This is a genomic window from Actinomadura syzygii (genome assembly GCF_008085905.1).
Lineage (GTDB): Bacteria > Actinomycetota > Actinomycetes > Streptosporangiales > Streptosporangiaceae > Spirillospora > Spirillospora syzygii.
Map to the genome: position 1 here is coordinate 166,528 of NZ_VSFF01000004.1, position 15,536 is coordinate 182,063.

6 protein-coding genes are annotated in these 15,536 nt (G+C 63.0%); 3 read left to right on the plus strand and 3 right to left on the minus strand.

The annotated features are described in order from the left end of the window. Positions 1 to 479: 479 nt before the first annotated feature. Positions 480 to 3,866 (plus strand): NACHT domain-containing protein, encoded by a 3,387-nt coding sequence (locus FXF65_RS10990; protein ID WP_187412215.1) that lies wholly within the window; start codon positions 480 to 482, stop codon positions 3,864 to 3,866. Positions 3,867 to 4,015: 149 nt separating this feature from the next. On the opposite strand, the gene FXF65_RS10995 is transcribed toward FXF65_RS10990, so the two are convergent. Next, positions 4,016 to 4,234: a hypothetical protein gene (locus FXF65_RS10995; protein WP_148349656.1), complete on the minus strand. Its 219-nt coding sequence runs from the start codon at positions 4,232 to 4,234 to the stop codon at positions 4,016 to 4,018. 1,270 nt (positions 4,235 to 5,504) lie between these two features. On the opposite strand from FXF65_RS10995, the gene FXF65_RS11000 reads away from it, so the two are divergent. After that, a complete protein-coding gene (locus FXF65_RS11000) occupies positions 5,505 to 7,052 on the plus strand; it encodes an ATP-dependent nuclease (RefSeq protein ID WP_222868500.1) in 1,548 nt (515 codons plus the stop codon). Between the two features lie 431 nt (positions 7,053 to 7,483). Then, positions 7,484 to 7,966 carry a hypothetical protein gene (locus FXF65_RS11005; protein ID WP_148349658.1) on the plus strand — a complete coding sequence of 161 codons (483 nt, stop codon included), beginning with the start codon at positions 7,484 to 7,486 and terminating at the stop codon, positions 7,964 to 7,966. A 125-nt stretch (positions 7,967 to 8,091) separates the two neighbouring features. On the opposite strand, the gene FXF65_RS11010 is transcribed toward FXF65_RS11005, so the two are convergent. After that, positions 8,092 to 8,448, minus strand: a complete 357-nt coding sequence (locus FXF65_RS11010; RefSeq protein ID WP_222868501.1) for a hypothetical protein — start codon at positions 8,446 to 8,448, stop codon at positions 8,092 to 8,094. A gap of 74 nt (positions 8,449 to 8,522) precedes the next feature. After that, positions 8,523 to 15,482 carry an RHS repeat-associated core domain-containing protein gene (locus FXF65_RS11015; protein WP_148349660.1) on the minus strand — a complete coding sequence of 2,320 codons (6,960 nt, stop codon included), beginning with the start codon at positions 15,480 to 15,482 and terminating at the stop codon, positions 8,523 to 8,525. Between the last annotated feature and the right edge of the window lie 54 nt (positions 15,483 to 15,536).

The window sequence follows — 15,536 nt, forward strand, 5'->3', positions numbered from 1 at the left end:
TCGCCACCTCCTGGACACCGTCCCCCCGAGACCTGGCCTGGTGGCGACTGGCCGCCATCAGCCACACCCCCATCAGCCGCCTCGCCAGACTCGCCTTCGGGATCGCGTTCGGCCTCATCTTCGGGATCGCGTTCGGACTCGTCTTCGCGATCGGAACCGGGATCGGGATCGGGATCGGCGCTCACGAGTGGGCTCAGGAAACGCCGCTTGGTCGCTGCAGCAATCCGTTTTCCTCCGGCGTGCCACCGCCCTCACTTCGGCCCTGTCGACCAGCACCACGATGCCTATTGGCGTGTCATCCTGCCCACCCGTGCATCCGCCCCATCGATACCAGGTTGATTAAGTTCGCATGCCCCCAATACCGATTGTGTTATCCATATTCGAGACCGCAAGACAAGGGGTCGAGCTTCACAAGGGGACTGAGGAGGCGTCTTGGGGCAGAGGGGGCGATGGTGAGGCCATCACGCAAGCTCGCCCGGGTGACAACTACCGCTGCGGGCGGTGTGGTCTGCGCTGTGACGGCCAACCAAGTACTCAACGACTCGAAGGTGAGCTGGAACTGGGCCATTGTTTCACTCTGTGTGGCAGCGATCACCGCCATATACGCAGAGTTGTTCAGCCCTGAAGCCACTGGCGGAAGCGACGTCTCAGGCGTAGGGCGGGGCGTCGGACGCCGCGCCTACTTGCGGCAAATCCGAGGCAGCGTGCGCGACATGGAGACCGTCGGCATCGCCACTCAAAGCGAGTTCGTACTCCGGATGCAGCAAGTCTACGTCGATGTCAGCCTGGTCCCACGGCCTCCCCAGGACACCGATCGAGAACCCTTTATTGGCGCGCCAGCACAGAGGCCAGGAGAACGCCGAGCCTTGCGGTCCTTCCTAGGAGGCAGTGACCGGCGAGTGCTGGCGGTGATCGGCGGGCCAGGGTCGGGAAAGACAACGCTGGTGCGAAAAACCGCTCTGGAGTTGAGCAGCCGGAACTGGCGCACGCTCTGGCGGTCGGAAGGCCGAAAGAGCCTGTACATGTCATCCCGTCAATACGGATTTAGGCGCATTTTTCGACGCAGGACCTTGCCCGTACTTTTATACTTGCGCGATCACGCCAGAATGATCCTTACCGAGGACCCACCCGACCTGAGCGCAGTTGCAGTATCGGCGAGTTGGCTGGCGGGGCGTATATCTCCGGCCTGGATTCAAAGCCGGTTGGACAGGGGCGGTTGCCTAATTCTGCTCGATGGGCTAGACGAGGTCGCTGACGAGACCGAGCGCAGCCGGGTCGCCCGTTGGATCGGCGACCAGATCGATCGATATCCGAGTAACGAGTACGTGCTGACCTCCCGGCCGCATGGCTACCAGGCAAACCCCCTGCCTAACGCCAACGTCCTGCAGGTACGCAGGTTCACCGGCAAACAGGTGTCCCGCTTCCTGCACAGCTGGTATCACGCGATTGAGCGCCGCGCCACCGAGGCACCGGGCCGAGAGCTCCGCGCCGTTGCTGACCGCAAGGCTGAAGATCTACTCGACCGGCTACGACGCCAACCCGCCCTGTACGACTTGGCAGCCAACCCGCTATTGCTGACGATGATCGCCAATGTGCATCGGTACAAGGGCGCGCTGCCCGGTAGCCGCGCGGCCCTCTACGCCGAGATGTGCGAGGTCCTTCTACACCGCCGCCAAGAAGCCAAGCAGCTATCCAACCCCACCGGCCTGAGTGGCGACCAGAAAGAACATGTCGTTCGGGCGATGGCCCACACGATGATGACGCAAAAGATTCGGGACATTCCCTTCACAGAAGCATGTGAAGCCATCGCTTTTCCTCTGCGTCAAGTTTCCCCGGCAGCACTGCCCGATGTCTTCCTCTCTGAGATTAATAAAAGCGGTCTCCTGGTGGAGCGTGAGCAGGGCGTGTATTCCTTCGCACATCTCACCCTGCAGGAGTATCTAGCCTCAGCGCATATTCGAGACAGTGGCCGCACCGAACCGTTGGTCTCCGCAGTGAACGATCCGTGGTGGCGCGAGACCACGCTGCTGTGGGTCGCGCGCGCCGACGCGACCGAGGTGATTCGCGCCTGCTTGGATGCAGGCACTACCCGTGCTCTGTCACTCGCGTTCGCCTGTGCAGACCAAGCTCGCCAGGTGGATCCTGACACACGCGGCGAACTCGACGACCTGCTTACAGCGACAGCAACTGAGCACGATCCCGACCGCCGACGGCTCATCACGGCGGTCAAGGCGATGCAGAGTTTGCATGAGGTCATCCTACTCAGCGAAGACGTCCCAATTTGCGCACATCCGGTCGGCCGAGATCTGTATGCCGAATTTGTGCGAGAGGAGCAGGCTGCGGGGCTACACACCCCATCGCAGAACGGGTATGGGCAAGACCGGGCCAGCCACGACGAGGCGCCAGTCACGGGCATCTGGGCCGATGATGCAAATCGGTTCGTCCAATGGCTGAACGCCCTCTTCGATGATGGCACCGCCTACCGGCTACCCGTTGCCTCTGAGATGACAGACCCTGCCCTGGATCTGATCAGTGGTCTAGGTCACCGACCCGTCTGGGTTCTGCAAGACGAGACGCGCCCGGGCTTGTTCACACCGCAACGGGCTCCAGTTCGGTACGCGCCCCTTCCCAATGAACTTACCAAACAAGTAGCGGCTGACTTTAGTTCAACGTCCCGATACCTGCCATGGGCCCTTAATGCCGCCTCCGGCGGCAATCACGTTCTGGCACTTATCTCGACCCCTGACGCGGACGACGGTGAGACGTTCGACCTAACCCTAAGGCTCGCGCTCGCTCGAACTCTTATCCGCAGCCTCAACCGCGCCAATAGTTCTATATCCATTTTGGCCACCGAACTCAGCGCCAGACTCCGCCAGAGCATCGCCTTGGATATTGACCCTACTTACGACCAAGATCGTACCACAGCATTGGAGGAGGTTCTGCCTGGACTCAGTGCAAATGTTGCTCGCTCCCTGACATACGAACTTGATATGAGATTGGCGGGGAGGCTGCGCAAGCTGCTGCGATATCACCAACCTATTGCGAGGCCCGCCGGAAATCCTTTCCTGACACAGGCCCTGGACCGCCTACTCGACCAGACCCTCGGCCTCACGGCAGATTTCTCCCTAGAGTTTGACCGGAGTTTTAATGCTGCACTAAACCGCAGCGAGCTTCTAGCTCAGTTTTTCACTCGACTCCCCAACATATCTTCTCCCTTTGCACCAACCCGCCACGCCCATCTTGCTGAAGGCGTTGTCCATGCACTACAGGAGACTCAAAATCTCGCCGATGAGATCCTTGAACATCGCCAAACCTCTATCGACCTCCTCAACAACAATGACGTCGATGGAGCCATCAACCGAATAGCAGCATTGACCGGTCGGGCACCTGAAATACGCCTGTCAGTAGCGGCTTACTCAAGCTTGCTAGACGTGTGGACGCCAAATCTCTCACGACAAGGTAAGCTTTTCAGTGATTTTCACAACTTCTCGGTTCGAACGCTTTCTGACACGCCAAGCATGGCCGGACGTAAGCACAGGGAACCAGCGGACGTGCTGGGTCTTGCCCGCCGGACATTCATCGACGATTTGCCGTCTAACAGGCATCTCCAAGAAGACAAAGCGGTAAGATTTATCGACATGGTCCGCAATTATGTTGATGCGGTCGCTCGACGCAGGCAACGTTGTGACCGACACACTATCGCCTGCGCTCGGCTAGGGGTACTCGCCGCGCTGGCGCTATCTCAGAAACTGGGCAACGCCCAAAGCACCGATCTCTTTGCCGAGGCATGGCACGGATTGAACGTCGACCAGGGTGGGGAATCTCAGGTTCACAACAACGAGGTACTCCTTCTTGTGCGCACTTAACGTGCTAATGCTACACGAATTCGTCTGGTCCAGCATTTGAGGAGATCGATGCCAGTGGACATGTAACATAATCTCTTGCGATTATGGAAGGAGAGTGTGTGGTGGACCTCCCGGTCACCCTCCTCGGTCGCGGCATGCTCGCCCAGAACCTACCCCTCGTTGGGTTCGTCACCCCGCTCGGCGGTGCTAGGACTGGCACCGGAACGCGCAGCAGCACAATGATGCAGGTCTGGCGAAAACTCACGAATGGAAGCGTGGTCGGACAGGACGTGCACACCGCCGAGCTTGCTGACCGGCGAGAGGTCGCCGAGCTGAGCACCGGCGGTGAACCGGTCGGTGTCCTGTCCCTGCTCGGTCAGCTCGAACATGCACCGCTGGGTGGCCTCGGCGCTGCGCCGCGCGCCTCCTGGACGCCTTAATCGCCGCCCCAGCCAACAACCCGGTCCCCAAGGCATCGCCTGGCCCCACACCGTATCCAACGCATCCGCCAGACCCCTACCGCTCAGCCCCTCCGTGCCGCCAACCCTCACTCCGTCGACGTGTACCAGCCAACATCGGACACCCGGCCCCAGCATCCACATACTGCCGCCAACCGCCAGTGCCAGCCGCGCCACCCGTCCGGCCGCTCGCGGCCCTGCCGGCCCGCCACGCCCGCACCCGCGCCGTCCGGCGATCTCACCCACGCCGGCCACATCGAGTGCGAGGACTAGGACCGGCGTCAACCATCACCCGATAGTAAAACGACAAGCATCAACCGAGGTTGCACATCGACTCTCTGCCGCCATGAGCTGCGCCGGTGGTTCGGGTCGAGCGGCACGGGCTGGCAAAGGCTTGTTCGCGACACTGTTTCCCCGCATATCGAACGGCTTCGCACGATTTCGAACGGCCTTTCCTCTTTCCTTTGCCATGTGCGTCTGACGATGCTGTGCCTCGTCCGAAAGAACGCCTTACGGAAGGAAGGCATTGTTGTGAGACGCACCACGCGAAGATTCCTGGGAGTCGCGACAGCTGCTGGACTCGGCCTCGCGGTCACCGCCGCCGCGGCCACGCCCGCGCTCGCCCACGACAGCTCGATGAGCCTCGTCGCCTGCCAGCCGGCCGGTCTCGGGGGATGCGGCAGGTCGAACTCTAGGAGTGCGTCGGGGTGCCCGGCGGCGGCCTGCTGATATAGATGCGCGGCGTGGCGACACCGGCCTCTGATCTCTGCCTACTCCCCGAGGTTGGCGACTCGTGGGAAGTGTGGCGGGCACCCGCTACGCGGCCGCCGCCGGTAGCTCGGGGCCAGGCATGCGGCCCCTCCGGGCCGACCCGCCACGCACCGCCCGACTATCACGTCGCGTGCCGCGAGGACGTAGACCTCCTCGACGTGAATCAAGAGCGGCTGGCTTGGGCTGAAGGTATCTTGGCGGCATGCCAATCCCAGTTGGTCCAGGTGAGCCATCAGCCAAGAGTTCCGTTCCTTCGACTGACGACCTTCCGCCACTTGCTCTGACTAGAGGGATGGTCTTTCAGGCCCAAACGAAAGACGAATGGTTCACATTTAGTTGGGACAAGCCAGTCCAATTTTTGGTCGGCCGCAATGGGACCGGTAAAAGCAAGACGGCGGAAACAGCGTGCAGGCTCTTGAGGAACCAGGGTGTGCCGATAGCTTATCTATCCACCGACCGCCTCACGGGCTGGATGTCCCGTTTCCCTCAGCTTGGGGAAAAGAATCCTGCGCCCATTAAGGGTAGTCCGTTGACTCCGGGAGAACAAAGCAAGGCGCTCGAAGACGCCAGAAACTACGGTCTGGCCACCGATGCGTTAATCGCGATGCGCAATATGCCTGATGTGCGCATCAAAGTGGCATCCGTTCTCGGGGCTGCCTTTGGTCGAAGATTCGACCTGGTTGACATCTCAGGTTTCCTCGACGTCCAAATCACAAAGGATAAGGTTCGATATTCGCTGATCCGAGATGAGAGTCATGGCCTGAAAGAACTTATTGTGTTCTTGAGCAAACTTTATCGCCACGACTGGCGGGTCATTGTTGTAGACGAGCCAGAGCTTCATCTTCACCCGTCGCTTACGCGCCTTTTGATTACCGAGCTTCAACGTGAGTGCGAAGTATCTGGAAGAAACGGAATCGTAGTCACGCATGAGCCGCGTGCACTGGCACCTCGAAGCTTCGATGACCTCGATGCAATAATCGTATTCTCTGGAGAGAAGCCCAAACGGCTAGGTGAGGGGCTGGACACCCGCCTCCATCACAACCATGCCAGGAGGATTGCTGAGTCTTTGGGCCAGTACCCGACGCTGGTGTCTGAGTTGGTTTTTAGCCCAAGGCCTGTACTGGTGGAAGGCCCGGATGACGTGATTGCACTGAAGGAAGCAGTCGCAAAGAACATGCCGGCCACCGTAGTTGCACAAACGGACTTCATACCTTGCGGGAGTTCAAGCCTTATTCCAATATGGCTAGATATGGCGACTCTCGTCGGCCTCGACGCGCGCGCAGTCAGCGATCTGGATTCGATCTTTGACCCAAGTATGCAAGCTACTGTGGATCGACGGTCCGGCGTCCAAGAGGATCTTCGGAATTCATTCCTTGCAGACCCAGCGAAAACCAGTGAGGTACTTCAACCAATTAGACATGAGGCTAAAAAGCGAAAATTGGAAAGCAAGCCGGACGTGCGCGCCCGCTGGCTGGCTGGCCTAGAAGTATCTTGCGACGATGACAGAGTTTATGCGCTGCGCAGAGATGCTCTCCTTGATGTCTGGAGGTCTGCCGGTGTATGGCTTCATAAAGATGGACGACTGGAAGATGCGCTCGGGCTGGGGACTGAAATACACAACGTTAGGGCAAAGGCTCTCATAAAGCGAGTCAAAGAGCATTCAGGACTGGATGCCGTCGCCAAGTGGGCCAGCTACCAACTCGATGTTTCAGTTAGCGAGTTCGAGACGCTGTGCGTGGAGGTTGAGAGGATCGCACAGAACCTTCTTCGGGAACATCGTGTTAATCCCGGAGTCTGGGCGACCGCGCCCGTGGGGCCGACATCAGAGACCGACTCTAAACTGGTTCAAGTAGAGGCAATTGAGGGCAGATACAAGATAACGGTACTTAAGCCGCTTAAGTGGGTTGGCTATTGGATGCACGTAGGTAGGGAAACTCCACTCAATGAGTGGGTGCTTAAGCCACCCCCTCAAGTGTGAAGCCCTGAAAGCCAGGCTGCAAACCAGTCCAGATGGCTGTGACGGCGGCCTGGCTCGTGCTGCATCGCCTGTGGCTGAGCCCTACGATCGACACAGCATGGCTGAGCCTCCCCAGAAGACCAATGTGTGCTCAGGCCACGATGACGGCGAACGCGCGGCCCACCCCATGGCCGGACGTGGCCGAGCGACTGCATCCGCGTTCGACGGGCGGCACCGCGCGGGGGAGCTCCGTAGCGTGCAGGTGTGGAAAGCGATCCGCCGCCCGATCGGGACGAGCTAAACGCCGCAGTTTGAGTCCGAGGTCGAGCCGAGAGCCGAGTCCGTAGTCCGCCAGAATCTGGACGGCACGCGATGCCTACACCGCTGGCCAGGACCTCATCATCAACCTCGGCGAGCACAGCGAGGCGCGCTCCTCAGGGCCGCCGGGTCGGGTGATCGGCGAGCTGGGCGAGCAGGACGCGCTGGCGTTGGAGGTGCACCAGGCGTTCGAGGCGAACACCGCAAGCACGTCCGCACAGGTGCCGGTACTGCCGATGTACCTGCCCCGACCGGAGTTCGATGACCGGTTGCGCGCCGCCGTCGCGGGCGCGGCACACGGCAGCCGCATGGTGCTCGTGGTCGGCGATTCCTCGACGGGCAAGACGCGGGCGTGCTGGGAGGCGATCCGCGGCGAACTACCCGACCGGCGGATCTGGCACCCACTCACCCCCGAACGACCGGCCGCGCTGGCCGAAGCGGTCCGCGCCGGGCGGCTCGCGGCGCGCACGGTGATCTGGTTGGACGAGGCCCAGTTCTACCTGCAACCCGCGGGCGGAGAACAGGCCGCCGCCGAACTGCAGGCGCTGCTGGCCGACCCCGCCCGCGGGCCAGTGCTCATACTGGGGTCGATGTGGGCCGACTTCAGCATGCTTTGAGTGCCGTTCCCAGCGACGAGGCGCCAGATCCGCACCGCGCCGCGCGCACTGCTTGGCTGGCGGATTGTTCAGGAACTGGCCCGAGCCACCGGCACCATTTCCTAATTTCATACGTTGCATTCTGATCACGAATCGTCAGGTGCATCGTTGCCCTCCGAAACGAGGTCGATGGTCACTCCTCTCTTTCGGAGGTCATTGACGAGCTTGTGTCCGGCGTATCGCACCATACCGCGCGCCCACCACTCTTCAGCCGGAAGGTTAGGAAAGACATCCGGGTGCAGCAATACACGAAATCGTTCATCAATTCGCACAACCTGTCGCCGGAACTCCGCCATCTCAGGAAATCGAGCAAGTTCTTCGCTTCGCATGGCACGCTCGATTGCCATGCGCGAAGTCAGATCATTGACGTAGTCCTCGTCATCCTGCCGATAACCACGCTCGCATTCCGCAACGAATCTTTCCCAGCGGCCAAGCAGGTCCACTGGCGAAGTATCTCGCCACCTTCCTGACGCCTCCGTGAACTCGGTGAACGCCACTTCGAAGAGTCCTGGCTCCATTACCGCCCAGCCTGCCGAAGGAAGTAACCCATTGGATCATCCGGTCGGAAATACGTAGTGATCTCACTCCCATCCAGCATTCCGATCCGCCCGTCAGCATCCAGTCTAATCAATACGCCATCGGTTCCACGTATCGCCTCCATGGCCCCCGCAGGCTTTTCCCCACACATCAGGGCGCAAGCATCAGCGACCATCTGCTCATATCCACCATCATAGTCATACTCTGGCATGTCCGGTCTACGAGTCGGGTTACCTGCATCATCCAACCCTAGAACGTGCTTGTCGAAATGCTCGTCTGCACTCTCGAGGCTGAAGCCGCAGTTATGAGCGAGTACCGGAGTGCTGCCGACAAGAACATAGTACGTGTGGAGGGTTGCGATGGTGAGATTGTGGACGCGCTGGTGGTGGGCGGTCCAGTGCTTGGTGGCAGTTACCTGGACGTAGGTGCCGGTGCTGGTGCGGAGCCACATGCCGGGTTTGAGGTCAGCGGCTTTGATCCAGGAACTGCTCTCACCGGCGGCCCAGAAGGGGTGGGTGTCGGTGGCGATGACCACGCCGCTCTTGGCGAGTTTCGGGCTTAGCCGCTTTGCGACACGGGGCTGTGGAGCGTCGCGGGTCGCCTTGAAGCGGATCGGAGTGTCGGTGTCGATGGTGATTTGGACGAGGTTCTTGTCACCCTTGCTGGTGATGGTTCCCAGCACGGGTTGGGCTGTGGTCGTCCCCGTTTCCGGGTCGGTAGCGAGAACCTCGTCGCCGACTTTGATGTCTTCGATGGTCTTCTGGCTGCCGTCGGCCATGAGCACCGAGGTATTTGGGACGAAGCTGCTGCACTCTCCCAGTCCTCCCTCTGCTCTGGGGCGTCCTCGTCCCATTCCGCCGATGCCCTCGGCGCCGGTGACGCCGCCGTCTCTGCCGAGGGACCCGTCCCAGCCACTCATCCCTGCATTGAGAAATTGTTTTCCGGACATGCGGTCGCATGCGAAGTGGCCGATTTGGCAGAGTAGTTTGCCGAAGTTGCCGAGACGGCCGAGGTCTCCGATTCCGCAGGCGCTGTTGTCACTGCTGTTGATGCCGCATTCGGGCATGAGTTGCGGATCGAGCGGGCCACGATCACCGTTGTGGCGGTCATACACCACTTGGAGCATCTTGTAGACGGCGGTCCAGTATGCAACGAGGTTCGGCGCATGTACCGTTTGGTCGCCCCACCGGGCCTTCACCGGCTTGTCGACTGCGTTCCCACCCCCGGAAGGGGTCGACGGGTGCCCGAAACCGCGAGGCGGGTTTCCGCAGTCGTGGCCGCAGCCGCCATTTTTCGCTGGTGTCTTGTGGCCGACGTTGATGACGCCGTTGCCGCAGATGTCGGGTGGGCAGGTGCCGTCGGGGTCTGCGTGGGTGGCGGGGTTGTTGTTGGCGTAGGTGTAGCCGTTCATCTGTTGGGGGTCGGCCTGGTCGATGAGGGGGTCGACGGAGATGAAACGGCCGGTCTGGGGGTCGTATTGGCGGGCGCCGAGGTGGGTGAGGCCAGTCGGGTCCTGGGTGCCGTCGACGAAGCCCTTTTCGCCGGGCCAGGTCGCGTTCTCGTCGAAGCCGCGGAGGTTGCCGAAGGGGTCGAAGCGGCGGATGGTGGTCTGCTGACTGGCAGCGTTGATGGCGGCTTGGGCGCTGCCTTGGGTGTCGGCGGTGAGGTAGGTGAGGGTGCCGTCGGAGGTGCGCATCGCCACGGTTTGGTCGGCGAAGGTGTAGTAGCGGGTGCCGGTGGCGGTGGCGGCGCCGTTGAGGGCGCGTAGTTCGGTGCCATCGGGCATGTACAAGGTGGCGCCGGCGGGGTCCTTTCGGATGATGCGGTTGCCGTCGGCGTCATAGACGTAGGTCTCGTCGTTGCTGTTCTCGGTGACCTTGGTCAGTTCACCTTCGGTGCCCCAGTCGAATGTCTGGGTGCTTGTGGCCGGGCTGCCGTCGGCGGTGGTGCGGGTGGTGGTGTTGCCGGTGGCGTCGTAGGCATAGGTGCTGGTGCGGTCGCCGTCGCCGCCGGTTTGGACGACCTTGTTGAGGCGGTTGCCGTTGCCCGGGGCGGCGTAGGTGTAGGTGCGGGTGGTATCGGGTTTGCCGCCGGTGCCGTGCAGGGTTTGGGTTTTGCGGTTTCCGGCGGTGTCGTAGGTGAAGGTCTGCCAGTACGGCGCTGGGCCGCCGATCAGCGCGGGGGTGGGTTCGGTCGCGCACGGGTCGGTGGTGGTCTGGGTCCAGGCTTGGGTGAGACGTTGCAGGTGGTCGTAGGTGAAGCATTGGTTGTCGACACCGTCGCGGGAGTTGTCGGTGATTGAGGTGACGGTGCCGGTGTCGGTGTAGTGGTAGGTGGCGTTGCGGTCGGCGCCGCTGATGCCTGCGCGGGTGGTGCGGGCGTTGGCCAGCCGCTGGGTGCCGTACTCGTAGGAGAAGGTCTGCCAGGCTTGTTTGGTGGGGTCGGTCCCGTACTCGACGAGCGTGGGTTTGCCGGTGGGGGTGTATTGGGCGGTGTTGACGTAGGTGGCTTTGCCGGTCAGTCCGGTGGGGCGCTGCCAGGTGTCGTAGGCGTAGACGAGGCTTTCGCCGGGCAGCCCGCCCGCTGCGGGCATGGTCTCGCCCTTGACGGTGCCGTCAGCGTTGAAACTGGTGGAGAAGGCGTAGGTTCCCGCGAGCGGGCCTTGGGAGGCTGGGACGGTCAGGGTGGTGGTTTCGGGACGGCCCAGGGTGTCGTACTTGTAGACGCCGTTGGTGTAGTCGCCATTGGGGGTGCGCCGGGTCGCTGAGGCGAGCTTGCCCTTGCCGCGGATGCTGGTGTCGTAGGTCCAGGAGGCCAGGATCGGGCCGTCTGCTGATCCGTCGTGGGCTGCGGTCTTGCGGCCTTGCCCGTCGTAGTCGAGGAAGACCTTCTTGCCGCGGGCGTCGGTGGTGGAGGTGACCTGGTCCAGGTCGTCGTAGGTGAAGGTGGTCGCGCCCTTGTCGGGGTCGGTGGTGCGGATCTTGCGACCGCGCAGGTCGTAGGTGGTGGTGAAGGTGTTGCCGGACGGATCTGTGACCGAGGCGATCTCTCCGGCGGGAGTGTAGGTGTAGGTGGTGGCGTCGTAGTCGCCGGTGGGCGTGGCGGCCTTGTACTGGCGGCGTTGGATGACCTGCCCGCGGGCGTCGGTGAGCTGGGCGGTGGGGGTGCCGCCGGTGGGCGGGGTGACCGAGACGCGGTTACCGCCGCCGTAGGCGTAAGTGGTGCGCCACAGTTCGCTGTCGGGCTGGTCGCCGTTACCAGTGCTCAGGCGCTCTACGGTCTTGCGGCCCAAGCCGTCGTAATCGGTGTGGGTCTGGGTTTCGATCTCACCGGGGACGTCGACGCCGAACAGAGTGGCTTGGGGGGCTTCGGTGGCGGTGTAGGGAGCGTAGGTCTTGGTGACCTGCCCGCGGTTGTCGTAGAAGGTGTCGGAGATCAGTCGGCCGTCCGGGCCGGGGACTTGGAGCTGGCGGGTGCGGAGCAGCCCGTCGAGCAGTTCGATCTGTCCGAGTTTCTGGCTGCCGTCGGCCGCGAGGGTCTTTGTGGTGACTGCGACGATCTGTCCCTGGGTGACCCGGTAGGAGAATTCGTAGGTGGGGTTGTCGGTGGCTTTGCGCCGGTTGGGCAGCCAGACCTTCAGCAGCCGTCCGAGCGGGTCGTAGGTCAGGTCGGTGCGCAGGTTGCCGTTGGAGACGTCCAGTTCGGTGACCGGCAGGCCCAAGGCGGGGTCGAGTTGCTGGGTCCGGGTCAACGACGTGGAGGAATCCCCGGGTTTGGCCGGAGGACCGGTCGTGGTGACCTGGGTGGTCAGACCCTGGGTTTGGCTGTAGGCGCTGGTGGTGACGTGACCGGCGGCGTCGGTGACCTCCACCGGGCGACGGTAGGCGTCGTAGCGTGTTTCCACCTGGGTGACGTAGGTCGCGGTGGTGCCGTTGTGGGAGGCGATCTTTTCAACTCTGGTGACGTTCCCGACCGTGGAGCCCTCGCCGAAGCCGCCGTTGTCGTAGTAGGTGCGGACGTCGGACATGACCTGGGTGGATCGGTCGGGTGTGGTCGAGCAGTTGACCGCGACGGTCTCGACACGGGACGGCGAGTTGACCATCCAGGCGCCGGTGTTGTCGGCGTAGCTGGTGGTGGTGCATTTGTCGTCGGCCGTGGTGGTGACGTCGCCCATGTCGTCGACTCTGGTGGTGCGGCCGACGCCGGGGCCTGAGGCCTGGTAGGTGTTGTCGGTTTTGGTCTGGGTCCAGCCGCCGCCGTCCCTGGCCGTCCAGGTCTGGGTGGAGTCGGTGGCGGTGACGTTGGCGGTGGTGGTGCCCCACGACCGTGTCCGGGACGCGGTCTGCGCCTTCCACGGGGTGTTGACGGTCTTGGCGTAGACCGTGCCGCCGGGCTTGTCGTAGGTGACGGTCTTGAGGGTGAACCCGGCGAAGGGGTCGTGGTCAGTGTGGGTGCCGCCCTCACCGTCGGAGACGGTGACCGACTTTTCACCGCCGTCCTTGTTCTTTCGGTCGCCGTCCATTCCGCGCAGGTAGAAGGTGTCGGTCTGGGTGGCGGGATCGTTGTAGTTGCCGGTGAAGGTGCGGACCTGGCCGTAGCCGCGCCATTGCGACCAGGTCTTGTTCTTGTCCTTGGTGAGGCCGTCATCGTCGTCGTAGTGCCAGGCGGCGCCGCCCAGGTACTGGTATTTGGTGACCATTTCCGGTGAGCCGCCGGTGAGGTCGGTCTGCATCACGCTGGTCACCACGTATTTGTGGAACCAGTCGGTCATCGGTTCGTCGCGGCCGGGCGGTGTCCAGATCACCGGCATGCAGCGGGTGGTGTTGGTCTCCGGGGTGGGCCGGTCGGTCGGGGAGCAGCTCGATTCGGGGGTGGAATAGCTGACGTCGATCTGCCCGCCGGATTCGTCGTCGATCGCTCCGACTCGGTAGCGGACGTAGCGCTGGATGTCGTCGCCGGTCCTGTCCAGCCGGTTGGGCAGTTGGACGTTGCTGATGGTCGTCTTCGGCAGCGTGACGAACGTCCCGTCGGCGGCGTGGCCGGTGTGCTGGATGCTGGTCAGCAACAGGTCGCGGTCGATGTCGGCCAGGCCCCAGGCGTGGGTGAACGCCCAGGAGTCCACCGGCCGGTATCCCGAACCGTCCGGTTTGAGGATCTGGGTGGTGACCTGGGCGAGGCGCTTGCGGGACCAGAACGTCGGCGAGAGCGTGCCGTGGGTGTCCTTGCATTCCTGGCCGGAGTCGCAGTGCATGTCCCACGGGACGTCCCACCACGAGTCCGGTTTATCGCCGATATTGGACGGGTCGCAGTCGAAGGTCGCATCCGGGATGCAGCGTTCGGCGGGGGTGAAGCTCACTTGTGCGGGCGCTTTGTCGAACAGTTTGTCCTTGCGCATCCCATAGGAGATCGTCTTCAGATATCCGCCGCGCACGTAGGGGGTTTCGTCTGCGGCCTTGAGGTTGCGGCCGTAGTGGTTGGTCTCCTTGGCGTAGCTGTAGACGATGGCGTTGCCGGACGGGTCGACGACATAGTCCAGGTTCCACCGGTAGGCCTGCTGACACCACGAATCAGCGAACGTCGACTTGTGGCAGTACTCGTTCTCGTCGTCGCCGAAAACCGGAGTGGTCCACGTGGAGTCGGTCTCGGGCTTGTCATTCACCCAGCCGGGGACGCGGTTGAGGCCGAAGAAGTACTGGACGCCGTCGGTCGTGGTGACCTTCCAGTACTCCCCGTCGTTGTCGCCGTTGCCGGTGGCCACGTCGGTGAGTTTTTCGAACTTGGTGCCGTCGTCGCCCTTCATCCGCCAGGTGCCGTCGGAGGCTTTGATCAGCTCGCCGCCCTTGCCGTTCCAGGTGACGGTCGCGTTGTCATATCCCCAGCACAGATCGCCTGGCGAGTTCCCCCACTCGTCCTTTGGCGCGCCGTCGTCCTCGCACGACTTGTAGCGCCGCTCGATGTAGCCCGGCCACAGGTCGAACCCCTCACCGATCCAGGACGGCTGCCCGTTGGTGTTGGAGGTCTTACCGTCGACGCTTCCCGATGAATAGGTGACCGCGACGTTCGGGGTGAGGCCGCCGGGCACGGGCGGCACCCGCATCGGATACGACCAGCTGAACTCGCCGCCGCTGCCCCCGGCCTGCCAGGTCGCCGACGCCTCCAGCGAGGTCGCCTTGAAATCACCTTGCGGGCCAGACGATCCGGCCACCGCGACCAGGAGCGTTCCCGCCGTCGCCGCGGTGGACGAGCTCCCAGACGGGGCGGTCTGGGCGGGAGCGGCGGTGATCTGGGCGGTGAGGGTCTGCTTGCGGCTGTTGTTGACGGCCTTCAGCGGCGCGGCCAAACGACACTCGGGCTTGTCGGGAATGCTGAGCGCGCACGCGGGCATCTGGTACAGGCGCAGTCGGGATCCGTAAGAGCCGCCGAATGCCTGCGCGAATTGCGAGTAGTCCAGTTCAACACCGACCTGGCCGGCCTGGGGTTTGTCAGTGCGGGCCACGGTGAACGCCAATCCGTCCACCCCGGCTCTGGGCGCGGTGGCGCGGTCCAGCACCGTCACGCGCACCTTCGCCGCGACCCCTATCCCGTTGCGTACAGCACGCTTGTCGGCGGGCAGCACCCGCACCGGCAACGCGTCCGCCCGTACCTTTCGCGCGGGGTCCGCGGGCACAGACACGTCGCTGGTGCCGGGCTTGGGCCAAGCGGCCTTGGCCGGCGGCCCCGGCCTCAACGTCGCCGTCTTACGCGGGCGGACCTTCAGATCATGGCCCTTGACCGGATCTTCATGATCACCGACGGTCGGCCGGTGAGCGTTGGGTGGTTCGGCGAGCGCGGGCGGCGGAGCCGACAACAGCCCGGCGGCGAGGGTCACGGCCATGACCGCCGCGACTGCGCGGGCGGTCCGGGGACGGGACAGCACCAGGGTCTTGCGGCCTGTTCTCACGGCTTCCTCCTGCGCCCACGCGCGCCTGCTCCAACCCCGGGAAGGCCCCGGGGC

Bases quoted from the DNA above. Each gene is read 5' to 3' on its own strand.
- FXF65_RS10995 (WP_148349656.1), bottom strand. From the start codon at position 4,234: ATGTTCGAGCTGACCGAGCAGGGACAGGACACCGACCGGTTCACCGCC.